At 69.5% G+C, this 24752-nt stretch carries 19 protein-coding genes, 1 other RNA gene and 1 pseudogene; 14 read left to right on the plus strand and 7 right to left on the minus strand.

What is annotated here, in order from left to right:
- Nucleotides 1-8: 8 nt before the first annotated feature.
- Complete coding sequence (locus AB0I51_RS03570; protein ID WP_362970954.1) at nucleotides 9-1595, minus strand: FAD-dependent monooxygenase; 1587 nt, start codon at nucleotides 1593-1595, stop codon at nucleotides 9-11.
- Nucleotides 1596-1642: 47 nt separating this feature from the next.
- On the opposite strand from AB0I51_RS03570, the gene AB0I51_RS03575 reads away from it, so the two are divergent.
- The 5 genes and pseudogenes from AB0I51_RS03575 to AB0I51_RS03595 all read left to right on the plus strand — a co-directional run bounded on the left by AB0I51_RS03575 (nucleotide 1643) and on the right by AB0I51_RS03595 (nucleotide 5315).
- Nucleotides 1643-2272, plus strand: coding sequence for a TetR/AcrR family transcriptional regulator (locus tag AB0I51_RS03575; protein WP_362970956.1), 630 nt, complete (start codon nucleotides 1643-1645; stop codon nucleotides 2270-2272).
- Between the two features lie 73 nt (nucleotides 2273-2345).
- The gene (locus AB0I51_RS03580) at nucleotides 2346-3173 is read left to right on the plus strand and encodes an AraC family transcriptional regulator (protein ID WP_362970960.1); all 828 of its coding nucleotides are present in this window, start codon (nucleotides 2346-2348) and stop codon (nucleotides 3171-3173) included.
- A 22-nt stretch (nucleotides 3174-3195) separates the two neighbouring features.
- Nucleotides 3196-3978: pseudogene (locus AB0I51_RS03585) on the plus strand (DMT family transporter); the annotation flags it as partial.
- 169 nt (nucleotides 3979-4147) lie between these two features.
- An RNA gene (gene rnpB / locus AB0I51_RS03590) (RNase P RNA component class A) lies at nucleotides 4148-4555 on the plus strand.
- Nucleotides 4556-5090: 535 nt separating this feature from the next.
- Nucleotides 5091-5315 carry a hypothetical protein gene (locus tag AB0I51_RS03595; protein WP_362970962.1) on the plus strand — a complete coding sequence of 75 codons (225 nt, stop codon included), beginning with the start codon at nucleotides 5091-5093 and terminating at the stop codon, nucleotides 5313-5315.
- A gap of 150 nt (nucleotides 5316-5465) precedes the next feature.
- Here the strand turns inward: AB0I51_RS03595 and AB0I51_RS03600 are convergent, their stop codons facing one another.
- Together AB0I51_RS03600 and AB0I51_RS03605 are read right to left on the minus strand one after the other, a co-directional pair.
- A complete protein-coding gene (locus tag AB0I51_RS03600) occupies nucleotides 5466-7862 on the minus strand; it encodes a SpoIIE family protein phosphatase (RefSeq protein ID WP_362970964.1) in 2397 nt (798 codons plus the stop codon).
- 98 nt (nucleotides 7863-7960) lie between these two features.
- On the minus strand, nucleotides 7961-8545 hold the full coding sequence (locus tag AB0I51_RS03605; RefSeq protein ID WP_362970966.1) for a helix-turn-helix domain-containing protein: 585 nt from the start codon (nucleotides 8543-8545) through the stop codon (nucleotides 7961-7963).
- Between the two features lie 298 nt (nucleotides 8546-8843).
- On the opposite strand from AB0I51_RS03605, the gene AB0I51_RS03610 reads away from it, so the two are divergent.
- From AB0I51_RS03610 to AB0I51_RS03635, 6 genes are all read left to right on the plus strand, one after another.
- Nucleotides 8844-9329: a 2Fe-2S iron-sulfur cluster-binding protein gene (locus AB0I51_RS03610; RefSeq protein ID WP_362970968.1), complete on the plus strand. Its 486-nt coding sequence runs from the start codon at nucleotides 8844-8846 to the stop codon at nucleotides 9327-9329.
- Nucleotides 9326-10321 carry a xanthine dehydrogenase family protein subunit M gene (locus AB0I51_RS03615; protein ID WP_362970970.1) on the plus strand — a complete coding sequence of 332 codons (996 nt, stop codon included), beginning with the start codon at nucleotides 9326-9328 and terminating at the stop codon, nucleotides 10319-10321. Before AB0I51_RS03610 ends, AB0I51_RS03615 begins: the two co-directional genes overlap by 4 nt.
- Nucleotides 10318-12561, plus strand: coding sequence for a xanthine dehydrogenase family protein molybdopterin-binding subunit (locus AB0I51_RS03620; RefSeq protein ID WP_362970972.1), 2244 nt, complete (start codon nucleotides 10318-10320; stop codon nucleotides 12559-12561). The genes AB0I51_RS03615 and AB0I51_RS03620 overlap by 4 nt, the downstream gene beginning before the upstream one ends.
- Before the next feature lie 46 nt (nucleotides 12562-12607).
- Nucleotides 12608-13897, plus strand: a complete 1290-nt coding sequence (locus AB0I51_RS03625) for an XdhC family protein (RefSeq protein ID WP_327312476.1) — start codon at nucleotides 12608-12610, stop codon at nucleotides 13895-13897.
- Nucleotides 13898-14080: 183 nt separating this feature from the next.
- Entirely contained in the window at nucleotides 14081-15379 is a 1299-nt protein-coding gene (locus AB0I51_RS03630; RefSeq protein ID WP_327312475.1) for an SNG1 family protein, read from the plus strand.
- A gap of 246 nt (nucleotides 15380-15625) precedes the next feature.
- On the plus strand, nucleotides 15626-16183 hold the full coding sequence (locus AB0I51_RS03635) for a TetR/AcrR family transcriptional regulator (protein WP_327312474.1): 558 nt from the start codon (nucleotides 15626-15628) through the stop codon (nucleotides 16181-16183).
- Between the two features lie 325 nt (nucleotides 16184-16508).
- Here AB0I51_RS03635 and AB0I51_RS03640 read toward each other — a convergent pair whose 3' ends face one another.
- The 3 genes from AB0I51_RS03640 to AB0I51_RS03650 all read right to left on the minus strand — a co-directional run bounded on the left by AB0I51_RS03640 (nucleotide 16509) and on the right by AB0I51_RS03650 (nucleotide 19955).
- Complete coding sequence (locus AB0I51_RS03640) at nucleotides 16509-18326, minus strand: GMC family oxidoreductase (RefSeq protein ID WP_327312473.1); 1818 nt, start codon at nucleotides 18324-18326, stop codon at nucleotides 16509-16511.
- Between the two features lie 87 nt (nucleotides 18327-18413).
- Nucleotides 18414-19130, minus strand: a complete 717-nt coding sequence (locus AB0I51_RS03645) for a flavin reductase family protein (protein ID WP_327312472.1) — start codon at nucleotides 19128-19130, stop codon at nucleotides 18414-18416.
- 36 nt (nucleotides 19131-19166) lie between these two features.
- Complete coding sequence (locus tag AB0I51_RS03650; protein ID WP_327312471.1) at nucleotides 19167-19955, minus strand: enoyl-CoA hydratase/isomerase family protein; 789 nt, start codon at nucleotides 19953-19955, stop codon at nucleotides 19167-19169.
- A gap of 426 nt (nucleotides 19956-20381) precedes the next feature.
- Here AB0I51_RS03650 and AB0I51_RS03655 point away from each other — a divergent pair, with 426 nt between their 5' ends.
- Both AB0I51_RS03655 and AB0I51_RS03660 read left to right on the plus strand, forming a co-directional pair.
- Entirely contained in the window at nucleotides 20382-20993 is a 612-nt protein-coding gene (locus AB0I51_RS03655; protein WP_327312470.1) for a CGNR zinc finger domain-containing protein, read from the plus strand.
- A gap of 261 nt (nucleotides 20994-21254) precedes the next feature.
- Nucleotides 21255-22199, plus strand: a complete 945-nt coding sequence (locus AB0I51_RS03660) for an alpha/beta hydrolase (RefSeq protein ID WP_327312469.1) — start codon at nucleotides 21255-21257, stop codon at nucleotides 22197-22199.
- A gap of 232 nt (nucleotides 22200-22431) precedes the next feature.
- Here AB0I51_RS03660 and AB0I51_RS03665 read toward each other — a convergent pair whose 3' ends face one another.
- Nucleotides 22432-23067, minus strand: a complete 636-nt coding sequence (locus AB0I51_RS03665) for a TetR/AcrR family transcriptional regulator (protein WP_327312468.1) — start codon at nucleotides 23065-23067, stop codon at nucleotides 22432-22434.
- Between the two features lie 160 nt (nucleotides 23068-23227).
- On the opposite strand from AB0I51_RS03665, the gene AB0I51_RS03670 reads away from it, so the two are divergent.
- Nucleotides 23228-24649 carry an aldehyde dehydrogenase family protein gene (locus tag AB0I51_RS03670; RefSeq protein ID WP_362970977.1) on the plus strand — a complete coding sequence of 474 codons (1422 nt, stop codon included), beginning with the start codon at nucleotides 23228-23230 and terminating at the stop codon, nucleotides 24647-24649.
- Nucleotides 24650-24752: the final 103 nt, after the last annotated feature.

Below are 24752 nucleotides of genomic sequence, written 5' to 3' on the forward strand. Positions count from 1 at the left end.
CGGCAGGGTCAAGCGCCAACGGGCGCGCCGAACCACAACTCCAGTGCGTCCCCCGGATCCTGGGCGCCACCCGTGTCCACCGCCCATGCCGTGATCCCGTCCGGCCGCACCAACAGCCCGGCGAGTTCCGGCCGCCCGGGGCAGGAGGCGGTGAGGACGTCCACCACACCCTCGTAGCCGTCCGCGCGGGCCCGGAGTTTCGGGTCGTCGGCGAGGTCGAGGAGGAGGGCGCGGCCGTTGTGGAGGTGGTCGGCGAGGCGGGTGCCGTCGGCGAGTTCGAGGTCGGGGGCGCTGCGACCGGTCAGCGGGTGGTCGCCGGGGAGGTCGTAGTGCTGCCAGACACCGGAGATCCGCTTGACGAGGTACGTCGTGCCGTCGACCGTCCCCGCGAGGTCGGTGACCACCTGGCGCAGGGCCCGGGAGTGCGGCTCGGGGCGCATCACCGCGATCTGGGCGCGCGTCCAGTCGAGCACCCAGGCGCCGATCGGATGCCGCTCGGCCGTGTAGGTGTCGAGGAGTTCGACCGGCGCCCGGCCGTTCACCACCAGGGCGAGCTTCCAACCGAGGTTCATCGCGTCCCCGACACCGAGGTTGAGCCCCTGCCCGCCGAACGGCGAATGGACGTGCGCCGCGTCGCCCGCGAGCAGCACCCGGCCCGCCCGATAGGTCTCCGCCTGACGGCAGTTGTCGGTGAACCGGGTCGAGGAGTGGACTCTGCGCACGGTGACGTCGACGCCGGTCACCCGGCGCACACTCGCCTGCAACTCCTCGGCGGTGACGGGGGATTGGCGGTCGGCGGGCGGTCCGTCGAACTCGACGGTGAGTATCCGTCCAGGCAGCGGGCCGAAGGCGTACGTCCCCACGTCGGTGGTGTTCCAGCCGCCGCGCAACGGCTCGGTGCCGGTCATGTCGGCGATGGCCTGGTAGCCGGTGATCTCCGGTGCGGTGCCCGGGAATTCGATCCCGGCGAGCTTGCGCACGAGGCTGCGGCCACCGTCGCAGCCGACCAGCCAGCCGGCCCGGACGGCGTACGGCGCGGAGCCGTCCGTCGGGGCGAGGCTGACCGTCACGCCCTCCTGGTCGGCGTCGAAGCCGGTCAACTCGACCTGCCTGCGCACCTCGACGCCGAGTCCCTCGGCATGCCGGCCGAGCAGCCGCTCCAGCGGGGCCTGCGGGACGAGTCCGACGCGGTCGACCGGGCCGAGGCCGGCGAAGGCCGGGTCCGACTCGTCGAGCAGATCGGCCCGCAGCATGATCCCGGAGAAGTGCCCGGCGAACTTCGGCGGCGGAACGGGGCTGTTGTCGCCATCGCCATCGCCATTGCCGCCGCCGTGCGCCCGCGTGAAGTCCTTGAAGCGGCTCATCGCCTCCTCGTGCAGTCCGGTCAGCTCGGGCAGCAGCCCCCGCCGGTAAAGGGCCACGGTGGTCGTGGAGTTGAGGCCGCCGGCCTTGATCGTCTCGTCCACGTCGGCCAGCCGCTCCACGACCAGCACACGCGCGCCGCCGAGGGTCAGCTCGGCGGCCAGGAGCAGCCCCACGGGGCCGGCTCCGGAGACGACGACGTCGTAGTTCGTTTCGGTGTTCTCAGTGTCCACGGCTAAGAGTGTAGTCACTAAAAAATTATGTTCGCTACACTGTTCTCATGGGTGATGGTGAGGGCGAGCTCTCCCTGAGAGAGCGCAAGAAGCGGGCGACCCGGCAGCGGATCTCGAACGTGGCCACGGAGCTGTTCAAGGCGCGCGGCTTCGAGGGAGTGTCGGTGGCGGAGGTCGCGCGCGCCGCCGAGGTGTCGACGATGACCGTCTTCAACTACTTCCCGCGCAAGGAGGACCTGTTCCTCGACCGCATCCCGGAGGCGGTCGAGGTGCTCAGCGGGTCGGTGCGCCACCGTGCCCCGGGCGAGACCCCGCTCGCCGCGCTGCGCCGCCTCTCGCTCGAACTCCGCGACCAGCGCCACCCGTTGGCCGGCCCCAACGACAGATTCCCGGACTTCTGGCAGGTCGTGATCGACTCACCGGCCCTGCGTGCCCGGGCCCGCGAAGGCCTGGAGGAGATCGAGAACGCCCTGTCCGACGCCCTCGCCGAGACCGCCCCGGACATCCCCGACCCCGCCCTGACCGCGGCCCTGATCGTCGCCGCGTACCGATCGGTGTACGTCACCACCGCGCGCCGCCTGCTCGCCGGCGAACGCGAGGAAGCGACGGCCGAGGACCACCAGACCCGGATGAACGCGGCCTTCGACATCCTGGAGCGGGCGCTCACTCCGGCATGACAGCGGGCGCTGAATCCGGCATGACACGGAGCCCCGGAGCGTTGCACCCTGTGGAGGAAAGGGGGTGCGTCCGGTGAGCGCACGTGAACAGGCTCTGTGGACGAGGGCGAGACTGGGCCACTGCGGCCCGCCGCTCGACCTCCTGACCGCCCGCTTCGACCGGCACGTCTACGCCCCGCACGCCCACGAGGAGTTCACGATCGGCGTCTGTGTCGACGGCTCCGAACTCATCGACTACCGCGGCGGCCACATCCGTACGACCCCCGGCTCCATCGTCGTACTCGCCCCCGGCGAGATGCACACCGGCGGCCCCGGCAGCACCACCGCCGGCTACGCCTACCGCGCCCTCTACGCCGACCCGGCACTCCTGACCGACGGCACCCTCGGCGGCGTCCCGCACTTCCGCGAACCGCTCCTCGACGACGCCGAACTCGCCCGGGCGTTCCGCCTCGCGCACACCGAACTGAGCGTCTGCCCCGACCCGTTGGAGGCCGAGTCCCGCCTCCCGTGGCTGCTCACGGCCCTGACCCGCCGCCACTCCACGTCCCGCCCGGCACCGGACGAGATCCCGGGCGCGGCCTGGGTGGCCCACGCGGTGAGGGACCGCTTGGCGGACGAACTGCTGACCCCACCGTCGCTCGCGTCCCTGGCGGCCGACTTCGGCCTCTCCCGCTACCAGCTCCTCCGCGCCTTCCGCACGACGATGGGCATACCGCCGTACGCCTGGCTCGCCCAGTACCGGGTCACCCGGGCACGCGGGCTGCTGGAGGCGGGCGGACGTCCCGCCGAGGTCGCGGTGCAGGTGGGCTTCGCGGACCAGGCGCATCTGACCCGCTGGTTCCGGCGAGTGCTCGGGGTGACCCCGGCGGCGTACCGCAACAGCGTTCAAGACGCCCGGTGAGGGGGCGGCGCATCCTCACCGTATGACTGCACGCGGCTGGTTCCTGTTCTCCCTGATGGGAGTGGTGTGGGGCATCCCCTACCTGATGATCAAGGTGGCGGTGGACGCTCCGCTCTCCCCGTCCATGGTCGTCTTCACACGCTGCGCCCTGGGCGCGGCACTCCTGCTCCCCTTCGCGCTACGACAGGGCGGCCTGACTCGTGTGGTCCGGTCGCACTGGCGCCCGATGCTGGCCTTCGCGTGCATAGAGATCATCGGCCCGTGGTTCACACTGACGGACGCGGAACGGCACCTGTCGAGCTCCACGGCGGGTCTGCTGATCGCGGGCGTACCGATAGTCGGCGTGCTGATGGCGAGGTTCTTCGGCGAGACGGAGCGGCTGGGGGCGCGGCGGGTGGCGGGCCTGACGCTGGGCCTGGCCGGGGTCACGGTCCTCACGGTCCCGCACCTGACGGGCGGCGACGCGCGCTCCCTGCTGGAGGTACTGCTGACGGTACTGGGCTACGCGACGGCCCCGCTGATCGCCGCCCGCTACCTGAAGGACGTCCCGACCCTGCAACTGACCGCACCGTGCCTCGCGTTGGCGGCGGTGGTGTACGCCCCGGCGGCGGCGGTCACCTGGCCGTCTTCGGTCCCCTCTCCTCAGGTCCTGGCGTCCCTGGCTGGCCTGGGAGTGATCTGCACAGCGGTGGCGTTCGTGGCCTTCCTGGAGCTGATCAAGGAGGTCGGCCCGACCCGCTCGACGGTGATCACGTACGTCAACCCGGCGGTCGCGGTGGCGGCGGGGGCGCTGTTCCTGGGGGAGAGCCTGACGGTGGGGATAGGCGTCGCCTTCACCCTGATCCTGGCGGGCTCGATTCTGGCGACGGCGGGGTCGGGGGGATCGGGTGGGCCGGTTGATCCGGCGGGGTCGGAGGGACCGGGCGTCGGTCGGAAGGGCGGTGGGGGCCCGGTAACATGGTCGACACGGCAGACGAGCCGGGCGGACGGCCGCGTGGAGTGCCCCTAGCGGGAACTCCCCGAGGAACGTCCGGGCTCCACAGGGCAGGGTGATGGCTAACGGCCACCCGGGGTGACCCGCGGGACAGTGCCACAGAAAACAGACCGCCGGGGATTTCGGTCCTCGGTAAGGGTGAAACGGTGGTGTAAGAGACCACCAGTGCCCAGGGTGACCTGGGCAGCTAGGTAAACCCCACCCGGAGCAAGGTCAAAAGGAGTGCGGTAACACGCGCTCTGCGCGGACGTTCGAGGGCTGCCCGCCCGAGTCCGCGGGTAGACCGCACGAGGCCGGTGGCAACACCGGTCCTAGATGGATGGCCGTCGCCGGGGGGATCGTGAGGTCCTTCCGGACACAGAACCCGGCGTACAGCCCGACTCGTCTGCCGCTCCGCATTTCCGCAGGTCAGAGGCTATGTTTACCAGCTGAACAAACCCTCGGGGTCGAATCCGGGTCGAATCTGCGGTACAGGTATCGTCGTTTCTGTCTGCCGCCCACGCTGCATATTCGGGCATTCCGGGTGTCAAACGCGGTCCAGTGCCGCTCAGCGACAGACATCTCGGACTCCGAAGCACTCTGAAGTACATGTACGAGCTGTCCCCTTGTTGACGCCGCTCGGTAAGGGTGCGACACGCAGATGACCGCCCCGCAGTGCGGCGTGTCGAGATGGCCCTCGACCGCAGCGGAACGATCTGTTCCGTGTCGCCGACGGCAAGATCGTCGAGCATTGGGACATCGTCCCCGCCATCCCGGACACCCTGCCGCACGACAACGGCCTGTTCTGATCGTCGGACCCAAAGGGCGATGACGCGACGGGCGCGCCCTCGTTTGCCGGAAAGCCGATCGAGGTCATCGCCGACAACGGCGTAGCTTCGCAACAGCTGGTATGTGGCGGCTTCCTACCCCGAGGGATCGAGGATGTGCTGGCCGGTGACCTGTCGGTCCTTGAGACCGCTGTGATCGGCGTCCCCGACGAGAAATGGGGAGAAGCCGTCGTCGCCCATGTCCGGCCACGGCCGGGTCTGACGGTCGATCCGAAAGCGCTGGAAGCACTCTCGCCGCTCGTTTCCTCGACTGCGGGTGGTGTGAGTACCCGCTCCTGCCGTCCCGCGGTTGATCGGGAATGGGAGCCGATCCGCGACTGAAGCAACGTCCGCTGGGTGGGCTGGTGCGACGTCAAGGGGATCCACCGCATCCCCCGGACGACAAGCCGACCCAGGCTGTGGTTCCGCCGTGAATGGGGCAGCGTCTGTCCCGATCCCCGGTCTTGGTCGCGCCGCGGGGCAGGCGTCCGCTCAGGCGGTGTGGAGGACCTGTTCGGCCCAGATGGTCTTGCCCGCAGGCGTATGGCGAGTGCCCCACCTTTCGGTGAGCTGGGCGACCAGCAGCAGGCCGCGGCCGCCCTCGTCGGTCAGCCGGGCCCTGCGCAGGTGAGGGCTGGTGCTGCTGCCGTCGGACACCTCGCAGGTGAGTGTCCGGTCCTTGATCAGCCGCAGTCGGATCGGGCCGGTGCCGTAGCGGATGGCGTTGGTGACCAGCTCGCTGACGACGAGTTCCGTGACGAACGACGCCTCGTCGAGCCCCCATTCGGTGAGACGGTCGCAGGTGCGTTTGCGGGCCTTAGCGACGATCGCGGGATCACTGGGCAGGTCCCAGGTGGCCAGGCTTTCCGGGCCGAGGGCCCGGGCGCGGATCAGCAGCAGGGCGACGTCGTCGCCGTCGACCGCAAGGTGTTGGGTGTCCAGGACGGTGTCGCAGAGGGCTTCGAGTGAGGGTTGTGGCCGGGCGAGTGCCCGGCACAGGATGCGGTTTCCTTCGTCGAGGTCGTAATGGCGGCTCTCGATGAGACCGTCCGTGAACAGTGCCAGCACGCTGTTTTCGGGCATCATGAACTCCGCCGCCTCGAAGGGCAGGCTGCCCAGGCCGAGGGGAGGGCCGGCTGGCAGCTCCACGACGCGGGCCGTCGCGTCCGGCCCGACCAGGATTGGAGGCGGGTGGCCGGCGCGGGCCAGCGAGCAGATGCGGGAGACGGGATCGTAGACGGCGTACAGGCACGTGGCGCCGATGTCTCCCGGGATCTGTTGCGCCGAGACGTCGTCGGCGTCGTCGGCGTCCTGGGGGAGCCCGGAGTGGGTCACGATGTCGTCGAGGTGGGTGAGGAGCTCGTCGGGTGCCAGGTCGATGTCGGCGAGGGTGCGCACCGCTGTGCGCAGGCGGCCCATGGTGGCCGAGGCACTGATGCCGTGCCCGACGACGTCGCCTACGACGAGGCCGACGCGCGCCCCCGGGAGCGGGATCACGTCGAACCAGTCGCCGCCCACCCCGGCACTGCCGCCCGCAGGCACATAGCGGGACGCCGTCTCCACCGCAGGGTGGAGGGTCGGCCTCCCCGGCAGGAGGGACCGCTGGAGCGCCAGTGCGATGCCGCGTTCGTGGGTGAAGCGGCGGGCGTTGTCCAGGCAGACGGCGGCCTTGGCCACCAGGTCCTCGATGACGGTCACGTCGTCGGAGGTGAAAGGGTCGGGCGAGGCGGCGTGCCTGAGGAAGAGAGCAGTGCCGAGGATCACGCCGCGGGCCCGGACGGGCACCGCGAGCAGGGAGTGCGTTCCGAGGGCGTGGGCGTACGCCGCGTGGACGGGGTTCTTGGCGAGCCAGCGCTCGATGTCGGGGTCCTGTATATAGGCCAGCACGGTACGGCCGGTGACCTGGCAGCGGACGATGGGGGACGACTGCGGATGGGCATGGATCGCCCCGACAGCAGGGGCGGCGTCGGGCGGGAGAGGGCGGACGCCGCCCTGCGCCGCCCGTCGCAGCGAGAGGGGTCCTGTGCGGGGACCGGGGCCGGGCAGCGCGCCACGGAAGACGTCCTCCAGCAGATCCACGCTGACGAAGTCGGCGAAGTGGGAGACCGTCACGGTCACGTCGACGAGTTCCTGGGCGGTGCCCGCCACGTCCAGGCTCGCGCCGATGCGGGTCCTGGCCTCGCTGAGCAGGGCCATGCGCTCACGGCTCTGGTGCTGTTCGGAGTAGTCGTTGCCCACCAGGCCCACCGCGTGCACCCGGCCGCCCGCGTCCTTGAGCGGGAAGACGTCCGCGGTCCAGGCATGCGCCCTGGGTTCCCGCGGGAGTGCCACGACGAGTTCGGTGTATTCCGGCTCGCCGGTCTCGCCGACCCTGAGGATCCTGCGCTCCAACTCCTCGAACGCGGGCCCCTGGAGGACTTCGGTCGGACGTCGGCCGCGGACTTCGCCCTGGGCGAGGCCCACCGCCTGCCGTGCGGCCTCGTTGGACCAGAGCAGCCTGCCCTCACGGTCGTAGATCGACAGAGCCGGGGACTGCTGCTCCAGCAGCCACCACATGAGGTCCTGCAGCTTCCCCGTGCCCGGTGACGCAATGGTCGTCACGAGGAAGTTCTGCTGCTGCGTGGCGCCGAGCAACGGGCTCAGGTGGACCTGTGTGTCCAGCAGGCTGCCGTCGCGATGCCGCAGCGTCGTACCGTCCGCGGAGAGCAGGTCGTCCAGGGGCCGGCCGATGATCTCCGCGGAGGTGTATCCGAGAATCTCCTGGGCCTCGCGACTCCAGTAGGCCACGCGTGTGTCCCCGTCCGTCACCGCGATGGTTACGGACTCGACGGGGTGGGTCCTGTCCAGCCGCCGTGCGCGTCGGCCGGACTGCCCGTCGGTGCGAGGCATGGCGCACCTGGCCCTTCTGCCTTGTGCCTGGGCACTGTCCACGATCGTACGGTTGGTGGCGGAGGGCAAGGCGGGACGGGACCTGCCGGCCGGGCGGTTCAGCTGTGGGGTCCCGTCCCGCGCAGAAACGTGTCGACGACGAGTGTTGCCAGTGCGTCCGCGTTCTGCCGGACCTGGTCCGGGTCGAGATCCGCGCCGCCTCCGTGCTGGGCCTCGTCGACGAGGGCGTAGTAGACCCGCCGCGCCCACATGAGATCCGTGTCCGGGGCGAGGAGCCCTTCGCGCTGGGCCCGGGCGAAGAACTCGAGGGCACCGGCGTTGACCTCGGACCAGATCACCGCCGTGAGGGGGGAGTCGGCGAGGGGGTGGCCGAGGGTGAACGGCCAGGCGCTCTTGATCCGCAGTACGTTCGCCGTGACGCGGTGGAGTGCCACGAGGGGTGGGGCGGTGTCCATGTGGGCGTCTTCTACGCCCTCCAGGAGCTGTCGCTTCGCCGAGGCGGCGAGTGCTTCGATGAGGGCCTGGCGGTTGGCGAACCGCCGGTGCACGGTCGTTCTGGCCACTCCTGCCTCCTCCGCGATCTGCTCCATGGAGGCCGCGGGGTCCTTGGCGAGGACCTGCTCGGCCGCCCCCAGGATCGCGCGCACGGTGCGCGCGGCATCGGCCCGCAGGGGTCGGCCCATGACGTATCCACTCCCGTTGTTGATTCGTGATGCACGGAAGACCCTACGCCTGACCTGCGGATTTGTACTGATTTGCATCAGTGCTGATGCGTGGGAAAGTAAAGTTGCGACAATAGTGATGCGAGTAGGAGGTCGAACTGCTACGTTCCTGTTTTAGATCATGGACCTCCTCTCATGATTCGGCTCCCCGGTCGGCGGTTTCCGAAGTCCGCGGAGCGGAGTCCCTCTGGTCCTGGCCCTATGTGGCTGATGGCCCCCCATGAAAACGAGCCCGCGGGTGAACCGGAGGACTGACACGGTGGAGATCGAACTGCGGATCAACGGGTCCGCCCAGAGGCTGGACGTCGCGCCACAGGTGAGCCTGCTCGACGCCCTGCGCGAGTACCTGGGCCTGACCGGCACCAAGAAGGGCTGCGACCAAGGCGCGTGCGGTGCCTGCACGGTGCTGGCCGACGGCCGGCGGATCAACGCGTGCCTCGCGCTTGCGGTGCAGTACCAGGGCCGTGAGATCACGACCATCGAAGGGGTCGACCACCCGCTGCAGGAGGCGTTCGTCCGCACGGACGGATTCCAGTGCGGCTACTGCACGCCCGGCCAGATCTGCTCGGCGATCGGCATGCTCGCCGAACACAAGGAAGGCGCGCCCAGCGCGGCTACCGAACACCTCGCCGACAACGGCGGAGAGCTGGACGACACGGAGATCCGGGAACGGATGAGCGGCAACCTGTGCCGCTGCGGCGCCTACAACGGCATCGTCTCGGCGATCAAGGAGGTCGCGAAGTGAAGTCGTTCTCCTACCTCAGCGCACCGGACGTGGGCACGGCGCTGCGCACCGTCGCGGACAGCGAGGACGTGAAGTTCCTCGCGGGCGGCACGAACCTCGTCGACCTCATGCGTGAGGGCATCGAAGAGCCGGCAACGGTCGTGGACATCACCCGCCTGCCGCTGACCGGGATCGAGGAACTCCCCGACGGCACCCTCCGCGTCGGGGCGCTGGTGAGCAACAGCCGGCTCGCGGCGGACCCACTGATCCGCACTCGCTATCCGGTGCTGGCAAAGGCGATCCTGCTGGGGGCCTCCGCGCAGTTGCGGAACATGGCGACGGTGGGCGGGAACCTGCTGCAGCGCACCCGCTGCATGTACTTCTACGACGAGGCCTCCGCGTGCAACAAGCGTGTGCCCGGCAGTGGTTGTGACGCGATCGGCGGGTTCTCGCGCGGCAGCGCGGTCCTGGGAACGAGCGAGTACTGCATCGCGACGCACCCCTCGGACATGGCGGTGGCGCTGGTGCTGCTCGACGCGGTCGTCGAGGTGGAGAGCGTGCACGGCATCCGGCGTATCCCGGTCGCCGACTTCCACACGCTGCCCGGCGACACCCCCCACATCGAGACGGTGCTGGCCCCCGACGAGCTGATCACGGCCATCGAGCTGCCACCGGTTCCGGTCGCGGCCCACTCGCGCTACCGCAAGGTCCGCGACCGCGCGTCCTACGCCTTCGCCCTCGTCTCCGTCGCCGCCGCGCTCGCCGTCGAGGACGGCGTGGTCACCGACGTCCGCCTCGCACTCGGCGGCGTCGCGACGAAGCCGTGGCGGGCACGCGTCGCGGAAGAGCTGCTGCTCGGCGCCGAAGCCACCGAAGAGAACTTCGCCAGGGCCGCCGCCGCCGAACTCGCCCCCGCCCTGCCCCAGTCCGACAACGCCTTCAAGATCGACCTGGCCCAGCGGACGGTCGTGGCCGTGCTGCGGACACTCAACGCCGAGCGGAGCGCATCGTGACCACACGCACCTGGACAGGCTCCGAGCCCGGCGCGGACGCTTCCGTACCTGTCGGGGGCGCGGTCGGACAGCCGGTGGACCGCCGGGACGGCCACGCGAAGGTGACCGGGGCGGTGCGGTTCTCCGCCGAGCACCACTACCCGAACCTCACGTACGCGAAGCTGGTCCATGCCACCGTCGCCCGTGGCACGATCACCGGCATCGACACGGCCGCGGCGGCAGCGGTGCCCGGCGTCCTGGCGGTCCTCACCCACCTCAACGCGCCAAGGATCAAACCACCCCGCAAACTCAACATCGTGCTGAACCTCGGACCCGACGTCTCGGGAACCGACGTCGACTATCTCAACACCGATCAGGTCTTCTGGGACGGCCAGCCGATCGCCGTCGTGATCGCGGAGACCTCCGCAGCGGCGAACGAGGCGGCCCCCCTTGTCGAAGCGACCTACGACCTGCTGCCCGCGCGCGTGGACTTCGCCATCGAGCAGACCAACGCCACCCCGGCGAAGGGCGACCTCACCTTCGCGGGCATGAAGAAGAAGGGCGACGCCGAGGCGGCGCTGGCCGCTGCGGAGGTGTCGCTCGACCTGCGCTACACCACGCCCGGCCTCCAGCACAACGCGATCGAGCCGCACGCGACGGTCGCCGTCTGGGACGGTGACCACCTCACGGTGCACGACACCACCCAGTCCATCCACCAGACCAGCCACTACCTGGCCTGGCGGTTCGGTGTGCCGGCGTCCCACGTCCGTGTCCGTGCCGAGTTCCTGGGGGGCGGCTTCGGCGGAAAGTTCGCCGTCTGGCCGGGCACGGTTATCACGGCGATGGCGGCGAAGGCTGTCGGGCGGCCCGTGCGCCTGGCGCTGAGCCGCACGGCCGTCAACCGTGCCACCGGTGGGCGTACCGCCTCGACCAACAGGATCGCGCTCGGTGCGACCCGCGACGGCCGGCTCACCTCGCTGATCCAGGACAGCATCACCCGCACCGGCTCGGCAGGGGGCCTGCTTGAGGCGACCAGCTCGCCCGCCCGGCACCTCTACGGCGCCGAGAACATGCTGACCCGGCAGAACCTCGTCGCCATGGATCTGATGCCCAACACCTGGCTGCGCGCCCCCGGTGAGGCGATCGGCAGCTTTGTGCTGGAATCGGCGATGGACGAACTCGCCTACGAACTGTCCATGGACCCGATCGCCCTGCGGCTGCGAAACGAGCCAACAAAGGATCCGACGGGCGGCAAGAAGTTCTCCCAGCGGATGCAGCGTGAAGTCTTCGAGAGGGGCGCCGAACGCTTCGGCTGGGCGGACCGCGATCCCGAACCCCGCTCCATGCGTGACGGCGAGTGGCTCGTCGGGATGGGCACGGCCACCGCCTACCACCCGACCCTTCGCCTGGTCGCCGACGTCAAGGTACGACTGAGCGACGACGGCAGTGTGCTCGTGCAGTGCGGTTTCCACGAGATGGGCATGGGGGCCGCGACCGTACAGGCACAGATCGCCGCGGACGCGCTCGGCATCGCGTTCGAGAAGGTCCACGTCGAGTACGGCGATTCGGCCCTGCCGACCGGCCCGATGGCCGGCAACTCCAACCAGACGGCGACGGTCGCCACCAGCCTCCTCGCCGCGTGCACCGAGCTGACCCGCAAGGTGAGTGCCCTGGCCCGGCGTACGGGCACGAGCGGTCAGGAACCGGCAGCCGCCCTGCGGGCAGCGGGCACCCCGTTCCTGGAGGCCTCGGTCGGGTCGGACACCCGGCTGGGTGCGCTGGGCAGTCAGGGCCGCTTCCTGACCAACTTCCTGAAGGACCAGCGCTGGTCCAAGGCCGCCCGCGGCGCGCAGTTCTGTGAGGTGCGGGTGAACGCCGACACCGGCGAACTGCGGATCTCACGCTGGCTGGGCATGTTCGACGTCGGCCACATCATCAACCCCAAGACCGCGGCCAGCCAGCTCCGCGGGGCGGTGGTCACGGGCATCGGCATGGCGCTGTCGGAGCAGAGCCTCATCGATCCCCGCAACGGACGCACCATGAGCGCCGGCCTCGACTCCTACTACCTGCCCGTCCACGCCGACATCCCCCCGATCGACGTCGCCTGGCTCGACGAACCGGACAAGACGATGCCCCTGGGAATCATCGGGCTGGGCGAGGTCGGCACGACCGGCGTGGCGGCCGCGATCGCGAACGCCGTGTATCACGCGACCGGCAAGCGGATCCGGGATCTGCCGATCACGCTGGACAAGCTGCTCTGACGCCGGCCCGGTCCGCGCAACACGACACGACGAGAAAGCAACTCCCATGCTGGACATCGCGGACGAGCTGAACCGGTGGCTTGAGGAAGGACGGGACTTCGCCGTGGCCACCGTGGTGGCCGTGGGCGGCAGCGCACCGCGCGGCCCGGGCGCCGCGCTCGCCGTCGACGCCGACGGCACGGCCATCGGCTCGGTGTCGGGCGGCTGTGTGGAAGGCGCAGTCTACGAGCTGTGCATGCAGGCGCTCGCCGACGGCGAGACGGTGCGCGAGCGGTTCGGCTACAGCGACGAGGACGCCTTCGCCGTCGGGCTGACCTGCGGCGGTGTCCTCGACATCCTGGTCACCCCGGTGCCCGCCGACGGACCCGGCAGGAAGACACTCCAGACGGCGCTGTCGGCTGCTGCCCGGGGCGAGGCGGTGGCACTGGCCCGCGTGATCCGTGGCCCGGCAGAGCTCCTCGGACGGGCGCTGGCGGTCCGTCACGACGGCTCCAACGAAGGCGGACTCGGCGGACGCCCGGACCTGGACCGCGCCGCCGTCGACGAAACCCGCTCCCTGCTTGACGTCGGCCGCACCGGCACCTTCGAGATCGCTCAGGACGGATCGCACTGCGAGACCGGCCTGACCGTGCTCGTCGAGTCGAGCGTGCCGCCGCCCCGCATGCTCGTCTTCGGCGCCATCGACTTCGCCGCAGCCCTGGTACGTGTGGGCAAGTTCCTCGGCTATCACGTCACCGTGTGCGACGCCCGCCCCGTGTTCGCCACCCGGACGCGTTTTCCCGAGGCCGACGACATCGTCGTCGACTGGCCGCACCGCTACCTGCACGGCACCCGGACCGACGAGCGCACGGTGGTGTGTGTCCTCACCCACGACGCCAAGTTCGACGTACCCCTCCTGGAAGCGGCCCTGCGGCTGCCGGCCGCCTACATCGGCGCGATGGGCTCCCGCCGCACCCACGAGGACCGCGACCGCAGGCTCCGCGAAATCGGCCTGACCGACGCTGAACTGACCCGCCTGCACTCACCGATCGGCCTCGACCTCGGCGCCCGTACGCCCGAGGAGACCGCCCTGTCCATCGCCGCCGAGATCGTCGCCGCCCGCCACGGCGGTACAGGCCTGCCCCTGAGCGAGTCACACACGCCGATCCATCACGACGACATCGAAGCCCGCCGGCTGGGGGTGATCAGCGCGAGTGACCGTGTGACGCGGCCGCGAGCCGACCGTCAGGAGCAGCGGAACACCGGGAGCCCGGTCCGGGTCGGCGTGGCCACCTCGATGCCGACAGCTCGTGATCAAGACGGGGCCTTCCCGGGACGCGGTGGTCGATTTGAATAACGAAAACGATCGGTTTAGTATTGACGGGAAACCGGTCGGTTTCCTCATGGGGAGCGGCCGAGACCGTGATCCACGGTTGCCTTCGTGTGCTGAAGGGTTTTGAAGTCTGCGGGTTCCCGGTCCGGCGATGGTGCCGTCCGGTCATCTCCCGATGTAACTGTGTTGAACAGGCCGGAGTAAGTCATGAATGGAATTCACCCCTTCCGCGTGCTGCGCGCCAGACCTCTGTGGATCGCCAGTGGCGTGATCACGGGTGTTCTCGCGCTGCTGTTCGCCGTGCTGTACGTCGGCGCCAACATCGATCCGGCCGGCCACATGAAGAACCTGCCCGTCGGCCTGGTCAACGCCGACAAGGGAGCCGCCGTCGGCGGAAAGCAGGTCAACCTGGGCGCCCAGATCACCGACTCGATCAGCAAGTCCACCGCGGGAGGGGACAAGATCGACTGGAAGGTGATGGACGAGAGCGAGGTGAAGGAGGAACTCGGCAAGGGCAAGCTGTACGGTGCGCTCGTCGTGCCCGCCGACTTCACGTCCTCGGTCACCGCCCTGACCGGTCCCGCAGCCGCCGAGACGCCGGTGCGCCCGGCGCTGACCGTGCTGACGAACCAGTCCGCCGGCAGCCTGGGCTCCAGTCTCGCGCGGGCCGCGACGACGCAGGCGGCCGAGAGCGCTTCGCTCCACATCGGCAAGGAACTGACCGCACAGACCGCCGCCCTACAGGCGAAGCTGCCCACCGCGGCCCGTGTCCTGCTCGCCGACCCGGCCGCCGTCACGGTGAAGGACGGGCATCCGCTCGACTCGCACAGCGGCCTGGGTCTGACGGCGTTCTACTACGCGCTCGCACTCGTGGTCTGCGGCATGCTCGCCGCCAACGTCATCAGCGGCCAGGTCGACCACTCCCTCGGATACACCCACAACGACATGGGCCCGCTGCGCATCCACCGCCCGCTGATCCGTGCGACCCGGGTGCAGACCCTCGCCATCAGCGCCACCCTCATGACGGCCCTGTCCCTGGTGATGGGCTCGCTGGTCATGGTCGGCGCGGTCGGCATCATGGGCATGGACGCCTCCCACCTGCCGCTGCTGTGGCTGTTCTCGGTGTGCGCCGTCGCGGTCTCCGGGATCGGCGCGCTCACCCTCCTGGCGGTCTTCGGCACACCCGGCATGCTGGTGGCCACGCTGGTCTTCATCGGGATGGCGGTGCCGACGGCCAACGCGACCACGCCGATCCAGGCGCTGCCCGGCTTCTACCGCTTCCTCGCGGAGTTCGAGCCCCTGCGGCAGATCGCAGGCGGCATCCGCGCCATCGTCTACTACGACGCGCAGGGCGACGCGGGCCTGACCCGCGGCTGGGTCATGATGGCCGCCGGCCTCCTGGTGGCCCTGCTGTTCGGCTTCGGCGTCCTGGGGTGGTACGACCGCAAGGGACTGCACCGCATCCCGGTCGAGACGGAGCCCGCCAAGAACGCCACCCCGGTGTAGCGGAACCCTCCCTGCATCTCCCAGGCCGGGGCCGTTGTGCGGAGTGGCCCCGTGTGTGCCGCCCCCGTGGGGACGAGGGGCGTGCACACCATCAGGGCTCGGCGACGGTCTCGGGGGAGAAGGACCGTCGCCGAGCCTCTGAGCGGACTTCATCGGCCGGACGGCGCCGCCGGCTCCCGCCCCCCTGAAGACCGATCGGTTTCCAATGTGTCCGATTCGAGTCAACCTCACGACAGGACCACCGAAGTGAAGCCAACTTCCAGAGAGCGCCTGCTGGAGGCGGCGGCCACGCTCACCTACCAGGACGGCGTCAATGTCGGCGTCGACGCGCTGTGCAAGGCGGCGGGAGTGTCGAAGCGCTCCATGTACCAGCTGTTCGAGAGCAAGGAAGACCTGCTGGCGGCAAGCCTGAAGGAGCGCACTGCCCCCTTCGTGGCCACTCTCCTGCCCCCGGCGGCCGATGGCCGCTCCCCCCGCAAGCGGATCCTGCACGTCTTCGAGCAACTGGAGTCGCAGGCGGGTGCACCCGCCTTCCGAGGCTGCCGGTACCTGGCTGTGCAGATCGAACTGAAGGACCAGAATCACCCTGCGAGCCATGTGGCACACCAGATCAAGGCGAAACTGACCTCCTTCTTCCGTGCCGAGGCCGAGCGTGGCGGCGCGAGCGACCCCGGCCTGCTGGCCAGGCAACTCGGCCTCGTCTTCGACGGCGCCGTAGCCCGCGCGGGCGTCGAGGCCGACAACCTGGCTGTGCTCATCGCGCCCACCGTGGGCGTCCTGCTGGACAGTGCAGGCGTGCGTTGACGTACCTCGCACTTGAAACCGGGCTCTTGACGGCGCTTCCGTGGGCACACCTGCACGGGATGGTTTCGTAGCTGCCGCAGCGGCCGGCCCACGACAAGCGGCTGCGAACCCGCTGTGCGCCCGCTCCCGCAGGACCGTCGAACGCTCCGACCTGGCCGACTGGGCCAACTACGGCTACTGCCGCCCCCATCGCCGCGCGCGGAATCGGCCCGTTTCGGTCAACGACACTCTGAGGGTCGGCTCGACCTCGAACAGCGCGCGGACGTCCCCGTCGAAGGCGGCGGTGTCCGTGGGGCCTTCGACGGGGACTGGTTGTCTGGCGTGGTTACTGCTTCGGCGGCAGGGCCGGCATCCCCAGGAACGGCAACCTCAGGGCGCCGAAAGCGTCGGACGGGACTGCCGGGCGGCGGGGCTCCACAGGTCTCAGGCGCTGGTAGGCCGCTCCCTGCGCTGGACGAGGGTCCTCCTCGCCCTTGTTGGGCCAGGCCGACATCGCGCGCTCGGCCTGGGCCGTGATCGTGAGGGACGGGTTGACTCCCAGATTGGCGGAGATCGCCGCTCCGTCGACGACGGAGATGCCAGGGTGTCCGTACAGGCGGTGGTACGGGTCGATCACGCCGGTCTCAGGAGTGCTGCCGATGGGGCAGCCGCCCAGGAAGTGCGCGGTGAGCGGCATGCCCATCAGCTCGCCCACGTTGCTGCCCGCGAAGCCCTCGACCTCGGCAGCGATGACCGAGGCGGCCTGCGAAGCCGCCTTGATCTGCTTGGGGTTGGGCGACCCATGGCCCTGACGGGCCAGCAGCAGTCCCTTCCCCACGCCCTTCGGTTTCGGATAGGTCGTGAGGGAGTTGTCCAGCGATTGCATGACCAGACCGATGATCGTCCGCTCGGACCAACGGCGGTTGGAGAGCGAGCGGGCCATGAGCACCGGATGCCTCGCCACGTTGACCAGCCAGCCCAGGAACCTCGACGAGCCCTCGGCGTACGGGACTTGCAGGACGAACCCGGCGCCCATCGCGTTCGATCCCTTGCCGTAGCGGACGGGCTCGATGTGGGTGTTCTCGTCGGGATGGATCGAGGACGTGATCGCCACACCGCGCGTGAAGTCGACGCTCTGTCCCCCGGTGGCCTTGCGGTGCCGCCGGACGTTTGCGTGCACACTCACCAGGGCTTCCGAGTTGGTGCGGGTCAGGTCACCCAGGCGCTCGGATATGTAAGGAAGTTGGCCTCCCGTCCTCATCCGGTGCAGCAATGTCTGCGTACCGTACGTACCGGCCGCGATGACGACCTTCCGCGCCCTGAACGTGCGGCCCTCGCCCCTGCGTTTCCGGTCCGTCGGCCGAGTCCTGACCGTGTACCCGCCTGGCGGGTCGTCCGTGATCGAGACAACGGTCGTCATGGGGTGGACGACGGCGCCCGCCTGCTCGGCGAGATAGAGGTAGTTCTCGTTGAGGCTGTTCTTCCCGCCGCGGCGACAGCCCGTCATGCACTCACCGCACTCGGCACACGCTTTGCGGGCCGGGCCGACGCCACCGAAGTACGGGTCGGCCACCTCCTGCCCCGGCTTGGCCTTGGTCGTCCCGTCGGCGTCCTGGCCGTCGCCGAAGAAGACCCCTACGGGGGCCATGTGGAAGGTCTCGCCCACACCCATCTGTTCGGCGACCGCCCGCAGGTGTACGTCGGCCGGGGTCGTCGTCGGGTTGAGCCGCACCCCGAGCATGCGCCGGGCCTGGTCGTAGTACGGCTTCAGCTCCGCTTCCCAGTCGGTGATGTCCTTCCACTGCGGGTCGTCGAAGAACTGCTTCGGCGGCTCGTACAGGGTGTTGGCGTAGTTGAGGGAACCACCCCCGACCCCGGCCCCCGCCAGCACCACCACGTTGCCCAGCGGATGGATGCGCTGGATGCCGTACAGGCCGAGCTTGGGTGCCCAGAGATAGTTCCTGACGTCCCAGGAGTTCTTGGGCAGCGAGTCGGGCGTGAACCTCCGACCCGCTTCCAACACGCCTACGCGGTAGCCCTTTTCGGTGAGCCGAAGGGCAGTGACGGATCCGCCGAAACCGGAACCGACGACGATCACGTCGTAGTCGTACGCGGAGTCGTCTCTGTGCTCGTTCGGCTTCGTGGAAGAGTTCTTCCGTGACACGTGCTCTCCTCGTCGAGAACGGGTGAGGTCCGTGCGAGGTGACACACCCGCACCCCTGGGGGGCGTCACCACGTCACGTCCCGAGGGTCAGTCGAGTGAGGTCGTGGAGCCCGACGGCGACCAGGCGTCCGTGTCGATCGGCGAGTAGTGCGTGTCCTTGCGATCCAGGCGCACCATACGGCGGCCGGCGCGCTCCTCGACCACCTCGGCGTCGATCGGGGTCTCGAAAGCGTTGTCCACCAGGGTGTACTCGGCGGCGAGTCGTCCCACCGGAGCGATGGCACCGAAGTCGATCCGGCCGCCCACATAGAGGTCGTCCCGGATGTAGAAGCGCTCCACGTTGCCCCAGACGACGTTGTTGAGTCCGTCGGGTGACGAGAAGATGTGCTCGACGGTGCACTCGAACGCGATGGGCGCCCCCTTGATGCGCGGCGGGCGGACGGCTTCCGACGGCACCTTCTCGAGACCGACCGCGTCGAACTCGTCGACGTCGGGCTCGAACTCGAAGGCGCTGCGGTTGAGCCCGTTGATCTGCGGCAGGGTGGCCATGTTGGCGACGAACTCGCGGGTGTCCCGGATGTTGACGAAGCTGTCCTTGAGCGTGACCCCGTCCGAGCGCGGCTGGATCGACAGCGAGATCCGGGGCGGCTTGCGCCCGACGACCGTGAAGAAGGAGATGGGGGCCAGGTTGCCCACGCCCTCGGTGGACAGGGTGCTCACCCAGGCGATGGGGCGAGGGATGACGCTGCCGATGAGCAGCTTGTAGGCGGACTTCGCGTCCAGGTCGGCGGAGTCGATGATCATGTGATGTCCCTTGGTGAGTGTGGGGGGAGTTGCGGCTCAGCGGCCCTTGAAGGGCAGTACGGGGCGGGGGCGCCCCTCCTTGAGGGCCTTGGCGGCGGAGGCCAGGCCGTCCTTGACGTCCTCGGTCTCGTAGAGCGGGACGGCGAGGTCGAACAGGTGCTGGTCGGCGGCGGGGATGCCGCCTGTGGCCCAGGAGCGCAGCAGCGCCTTGTGTACGACGTGTGCCCGGGTGGGGCCCGCGGCGATCTTTTGGGCGAAGGCCTCGGCTTCGGCGCGGAGTTCGTCGTCGGGGACGACGCGGTTGATGACGCCGGCCTGAGCCATGACCGTGGCGGGTACCTGCTCGGAGGTCAGTGCCCATTCGTAGGCGCGGGCCCGGCCGGCCCGTTCGGCCACGCGGTGGATCCCGCCGAGGAGGGTGACGATGCCGAGCGACTGCTCGGGATGGCCGAAGCGGGCGCTCTCACCGGCGAGGATGATGTCGGCGCGCAGCGCGAGTTCGAAGCCGCCGCCGAAGCACAGCCCCTGGACCGCGGCCACGACCGGGATCGGGAGCTGTTCGAACCGGTTGACCACGCTCATGACCTGGTCGAAGTCGGCTCGCAGGCTGGTGCGGTCGGCGTCGAGCCATGGCCGGAAGTCGCCGCCGTAACTGAAGTCGGGTCCCTCGGCGCGCAGCACGACGGCGCGGGCCGGGCTGCGCGTGATGGCGTCGACGATGTCGCTGAGCTCCTGGGTGAACTCGGGTGCGAACCGGTTCTGCGGGGGATTGTCGAGGACGATCGTGGCGACGTCGCCGTCGAGGGAGTGGGTGAGAACGGACATGGGACTTCCTTGGCTCGGGACGGTGCGGGCGGGCTCGCCGTCGGTCGGGTGAGGTGCTCGCGGAACCAGTCCGGGGCGGACTGTGGGGGATGGGAGGCGTGCTGTTGCTCGTTCGTAGGCCGTCAGCGCGGGGGTGGTGGGAGGACCCGGGGCGCCCCCATGCCCGGGTCGTACCTGCGTCACCTGGGCGACGGCGTGTGGTCGGCGATCGGCGCCGCCGAGCCCGCCTCGGGCGGGGGCGCTGGTGGCCGGACGAGCTCATGAGGGGCCCCTTCGTGTGGCTGCGTCACCAATCGAGATGAAAGGACCTTAAGCCTTTAGCTCCTTTCCCTTCAAGGGGGCGAAGGTGTCGTACCCTGAGTCAGCGGCCAAACGGTCACGGTCATGTCGGTAGAGCCGGACGATCAGCGAAAGGGAGGCAGGGCCATGGTGTGGTCCGCGTCCACGCGGTACGAGGTCGAACCGGCACCGGTCGGGCTGGCGCTCGTGCATGACCTGCTCAACACCATTTCCGCCGGCCGACCCCGGGCGGCCGATCTCCTGGACGGCCTCTCTGACGCGCAGGCCTGGGTCGATCAGGCGCTGGACTGCTGGGCGCAGGAGAGGGGGCAGGTCGCCGCACAGGTTCCTCTCGCCGAGAGTGATCTCGAGGAACTGCGCGGCTTGCGTGCCGAGTTGCGGCGGCTTCTCGCCTCACGACACGACGACGTCACGGACGCCGGCGACCAGACCGCCTCGCCCGCCGTGCATGTCGCGGCGGCGGCCGTGCGGATGGACCGCAACGGACGGGCTGTTCTGGAGCCTCGCGGCCAGGGCTGGCGGTATGTGGCCGCCCTGGTGCTGCTCGAGGTGTTCCAGGCTCAGCAGGCGGACACCTGGCGCCGACTCAAGGTCTGCCGCAATACGCGCTGCACAACGGCGTTCTTCGACCGCTCCCGCAACAACAGCGGTGTATGGCACTCCACCAAGACCTGCGGCAACCCCGAGAACCTGCGTGCCCACCGGGCCCGTCAGCGTGTCCGTACCACCGGGTTGTAGCGGCCGTCCGAGTCGGTCGCCTGGCGGGGGAGCTCCAGCGACATCAGCACAGCGAGTCTGCTCCTTTCAGCAGTGAACATCGCTTTCGCTTGAGTTGAAATAAGTGAAAGTCTTACGGTTGTTGCCCTCTGAGGGATCTCGATGCGCCCGAGGTCAACCTGCGTGACGTCGCCGTGGCCGCGCTCGACGACATCAGGGCTCACTACTCGGTCCGGGCCTGCCGGCCCGCGACGCCGCGAAAGCGGCCTGGAGGTTGAACGCATGGCACCCGAGACACAGCGACCGCCGACGCATCCGTCCGGCAAGGACTCGACGACAGGTGGGTCCTCGGCCGGTAACGGCATCCGTGGTCGGACGATCCGGACAGGCGGACTGGAAGTTCCGATCCTGGAGGCCGGCAGCGGGCCGCTCGTCCTGTGCCTTCACGGATTTCCCGACCATGCCGGCTCCTGGGCAGGGATGCTCGACCGCCTCGCAAGGGACGGCTACTGGGCGGTCGCTCCCGCACAGCGCGGATACTGGCCCGATGGCGCGGCGCCCGACGGCTCCTATCGCGCGTCAGCGACCGGGCAGGACGTCCTGGACCTGATCGAAGCGCTCGGGCGCGATCGGGCGGATCTCGTCGGTCACGACCTCGGTGCTCGGGCGGCGTACGCCGCGGCGAGCCTCGACGCGACACGTGTCCGCAAGCTTGTCGGCATGGCGGTTCCCTACGGGCCGCAAGTGCGAACCGCCTGGCTCACCAATGGCGACCAGCAGCGGCGCAGCTGGTACATGTTCTTCTTCCAGACGGCCCTGGCGGAGCCGGCCGTCGAGCTCGACGACTTCGCCTTCATCGACCGGCTCTGGCGGGAATGGTCGCCCGGCTACGAGCTGCCCGAGACAGAGCGGGCCGCGCTCAAGGAAACCCTCCGCGCTCCAGGAGTCGTGACCGAGATCCTGGGCTACTACCGGCAGCTGTTCACGCCCCCCGCTGATGAGGCGGCGCGAGCCCTGGAGGCCCGGGCGAGCGGCGCCATCACCGTCCCCTCGCTGTACCTCCACGGGGCCGACGACAACTGCTTTTCCGTGGAGGTGAGCGACGGCATGGACGCCGTGTTCAAGAACGGCCTCGAACGCGTCGTCGTACCCGGTGCCGGACACTTCCTCCACCTTGAGCAGCCCAGGACGGTCGCCGATCACGTCCTGGGCTTTCTGAACAACTGACCCGTCATTCCTGTCCTCGGTTCGGCGTGGGTGAGCGCTCCGCCGGACAGGGGAGTGGCCGTGGTCGGCGACCTGGGCGATGAAGACCGCCGATGTCACAGGCGTCCGCGCCCGCCGGAATCAGCCGCCTTCGTGGGCCGCTGACCCAGCGGGTGCGCGCGTCACTCGTCCAACGTGTCCGCCTGTCGGCCCCTTGGTGGTGCTCCTCTTCGAAGGGCTGCCGTCCAGGCAGTCACGTGTCGCTCGTGACCGTGCCGTGCGTCTCGTGTCCCAAGGCGCGCAGGAGGAAGGACAGCATGCGGTCGGCGGTCTCTGACGCAGTGGCGGGGTCGACTTGGTTCGGCGGCAGGGGGGTGAGGAAGAACTTGCTCATCATGGGGCCGATCACCATGTCGCCGAGTAGGTCGGGGTGCTCCACCGGCGGGATCTCGCCCCGGTCAACGGCGCGTTGCGTTATTTCCTCCATGCGTTGGCGCACGGGCACCATGAAGGCGTTCGTGAGGGCCTCGGCCAGGGAGGGGCTGTACGCGGCCTCGCCGATCAGAGTGCGCAGTACCCCTCCCTCGTTGCCGGTCAGGGAAGCCGCTTTGTCCCGGAGCAGGGCACGCAGGTCCCCTTCGAGTGTGCCGGTGTCCGGCTGCGCCGTCAGTTCCTTGGCGTACGCGGCGGCGGCGTCGACGACCATCACCTCCTTGGACGGCCAGCGCCGGTAGAGAGTGGCGGTGGACACTCCGGCGCGGGCCGCGACGGCGGCGGTGGTGAGCGCGCCGTAACCGCTCTCGGTCAGGACGGCCAGAGTCGCGTCCAGCAGCGCACGGTCGCGAGAGGCGTCGCGGGGGCGCCCCCGACGTGCCTGCGTCCCGGTCATCGGGCTGCTCCCGAAGAGATCCGGCGGGATGTATGGACGGCCGAGCGGACTGGATGGTGGGGCTGCCGTACGGAACGTTGAGTAAGGGTGGGGTAGGTCACACGACCAATGATACAAGAAAACGAAACGAAAGGCTTTCGTTTCGTATATGCTCGTCGGTATGAACACCAACGCACCCACCGGCGGTCAGCCGGACATCGCCGTTACGGCGGCCTCTGCGGCGGGGACCGTCGCGCGACTGCGGGCCACGTTCAACACCGGCCGCACCAAGCCCGTCGCCTGGCGGAAGCAGCAGCTGCAGGCGTTGAGGCGTCTGCTGACGGAGCATGAGGACGTGTTCGTCCAGGCGCTGCAGACCGACCTCGGCAAGAGCGCGACCGAGTCGCGCATGACGGAGATTGGCTTCCTGGTCAGGGAGATCGACCACACCCTGAGTCATCTCGACCGGTGGCTGCGTCCGAAGAGAGCCTCCGTGCCCCTGTCGCTCATGCCGTCCCGGGCCTGGACCGTGCGTGAGCCGCTGGGTGTCGTGCTGGTCATCGCGCCCTGGAACTACCCGCTCAATCTGGCGCTCGCGCCGGTCATCGGTGCCCTGGCCGCCGGCAACGCCGTCGTCCTCAAGCCCAGCGAGGTCGCCCCCTCGACCTCGGCCGTGCTCGCCCACTGGCTGCCCCGGGTCCTGGACCCGCAGGCCGTGGCTGTCGTCGAGGGCGGCGTGCCGGAGACGACCGCCCTGCTGGAACAGCGCTTCGACCACATCTTCTACACCGGCAACGGCGCGGTCGGGCGCATCGTGATGACCGCCGCGGCCCGTCATCTCACCCCGGTCACCCTGGAGCTGGGCGGCAAGAGCCCCGCCGTCGTCGAACCCGGTGCCGACCTCGCGACGGCCGCCCGCCGCATCGCCCTGGGCAAGTTCATGAACGCGGGCCAGACCTGCGTCGCACCCGACTACGTGCTGGCGATAGGTGAGGCGGGCGCCGAGATAGAGGCGCACCTGACGCAGGCGGTCCGCGAGATGTACGGCACCGATCCGGCCCGCAGCAACGACTACGGCCGTATCGTCAACGAGCGCCACTTCGACCGGCTGGCCGGCCTGCTGAACGACGGCCGGACCGTCGTGGGCGGCGACCACGACCGCGACACCCGCTACATCGCCCCGACCGTGCTGGCCGACGTCGACCCCGACTCCCCGGTGATGCGCGACGAGATCTTCGGTCCCGTCCTGCCCATCGTCCGGGTTCCCGACCTGGACGCGGCGATCGCCTTCATCACCGAACGGGACAAGCCGCTGGCCCTGTACGCCTTCACCGCGTCCAAGCGCTCCAAGCGGCGCCTGACCGCGGAGACGTCCTCCGGTGGCCTGGCCTTCGGCCTCTCGCTCCTCCAGCTCGGCGCGCTCGACCTGCCCTTCGGCGGCGTCGGTGAGAGCGGCATGGGCCGCTACCACGGCTCGTACTCCCTGGACACCTTCAGCCACCTCAAGTCCGTCCTCGACAAGCCACTCAAGCCCGACACGCTGGGCGTGGCCACCCCGCCCTACACCCCCTTCAAGGACCGCATCCTGCGCCGCATCACGTGACGACCCCAAACGTCCCCAAACGTCCCCGAACGTCACGATCATCGCCGAGACGGGCCCCCGGCCCGTCCTGGCACCAGATGACGGTTGCCGACCGTCGCAAGCA

This window comes from Streptomyces sp. NPDC050549, assembly GCF_040655035.1.
GTDB lineage: Bacteria > Actinomycetota > Actinomycetes > Streptomycetales > Streptomycetaceae > Streptomyces.